This window comes from Blautia sp. AM23-13AC (genome assembly GCF_003435675.1).
Lineage (GTDB): Bacteria > Bacillota > Clostridia > Lachnospirales > Lachnospiraceae > Fusicatenibacter > Fusicatenibacter saccharivorans.
In genome coordinates this window covers 1-1,695 of the sequence record NZ_QTUL01000032.1, presented here as the reverse complement: position 1 = coordinate 1,695, position 1,695 = coordinate 1, and the positions used below count along the sequence as shown (strand labels likewise).

Annotated in this window: 1 protein-coding gene; it reads left to right on the top strand. The window is 45.3% G+C overall.

Translation table 11 applies throughout. The annotated features are described in order from the left end of the window. Positions 1-16 precede the first annotated feature (16 nt). Positions 17-1,660, top strand: coding sequence for an IS66 family transposase (tnpC, locus tag DW642_RS15650; RefSeq protein ID WP_117511022.1), 1,644 nt, complete (start codon positions 17-19; stop codon positions 1,658-1,660). Positions 1,661-1,695: the final 35 nt, after the last annotated feature.

Genomic DNA, 1,695 nt, shown 5'->3' with positions numbered 1-1,695 from the left:
GACAGGAGTTCCGGTTATGACGATCAAGTACACAAAAGAACAACTGAATAAGTTTGATAAGGATCTGCTGATAGAGCTTTTTCTTGGGATGCAGGGACAGATGGAAGAATTGTCCAGGCAAACGCAGGCCTTAAATGACAGGATGCAGCTGATGATGGAACAGATGGTCCTTTTCCAGAAGAACCGTTTTGGCAGATCCAGCGAAAAAATGGCGGATTCTGAACAGATACGTTTCATGGAAGTAGACGGGACTATCGTATTCTTTAATGAAGCAGAGGCAGTCTGCGACCTGGATGCACCGGAACCTGATGACCTGGAATTGAAAGCACCCAAAAAGAAAAAACAGCCAGGGAAAAAAGCGGCTGATATAGCAGGGCTGACAGTAAAACGTATTGATCACTATCTGAAAGAGGAAGAACTGACGGCTGAGTTTGGTGAAAACGGATGGAAACAGCTTCCGGATGCCATTTCCCGATGTTATCAGTTCATTCCGGCCAGTGTCGTGATAGAGGAACATCATATCGGCGTTTATTCCAGTAAACTGGATGAACACATGATAAAGGCACCCCATCCCAGAAATCTGCTTCATGGAAGCCTTGTATCCCCGTCCCTTGCTGCGGCAGTCATAAATGGTAAGTATGTAAATGCGGTACCTCTCTACCGTCTTGAAAAAGAATTCGAAAGGTACGGGCTTGCCATTACCAGACAGAACATGGCGAACTGGATGATCCGTCTTGGGGAAGAATATCTGGGAACCATGTATGATTATCTGCATAAACTTCTGTATGATTATCATGTGATACAGGCAGATGAGACTCCTGTACTTGTAAATAAGGACGGGCGTCCTGCCGGCAGCCAGAGTTACATGTGGGTGTACCGGTCCGGCTTTATGTACCGGGATCGTCAGATCATCCTTTATGAATACCAGAAAACGCGTAATGCATCCCATCCCCGGGAATTCCTGAGGGATTACACCGGGATCTGTGTTACGGATGGGTACCAGGTATATCATACATTGGAAAAGGAGCGTGAAAATCTGAAGATTGCAGGCTGCTGGGTTCACTGCAGGCGCAGGTTTAACGATGCACTGGAAGTGATACCAAAAGCACACCGAAAGGAATCAATCCTGCATCTGATCATGAAACAGATACAGGCCATTTACCGGGAAGAGGGAAAACTGTCTGATTTTTCTACGGAAGACAGGCTCATGCAGCGTCAGCTTGTGGTAAAACCACTGGTGGATGCTTTCTTTGCGTACCTGAAACAGAATGAACCTAAGATTCCAAAGAACGGTAAAATACGGGAAGCATTTACATATGCACTGAACCAGGAAAGCTACCTGAAAGTTTTTCTGGAAGATGGGGATGTTCCAATAGACAACAATGCCAGCGAACGTGCGATCCGTGGATTCTGTATAGGGAAGAAAAACTGGGAGATGATTGATACGGTCAATGGAGCCAATAGTTCAGCGATCATCTACAGTATCGCAGAAACTGCAAAGGCGAATAACCTGAAACCTTTCGATTATTTCGAATATCTGCTTACGGAGATTCCCAAACATGTAGATGACAAAAACATAGATTTTCTTGCAGAACTTCTGCCATGGTCAGATATGTTGCCCGAAAACATTAGAAAGCCGCAAAAAGCCAGCGGAAAATAAACAGACCGCAAAAGCGGTCTGCTATTTGTCAAGGT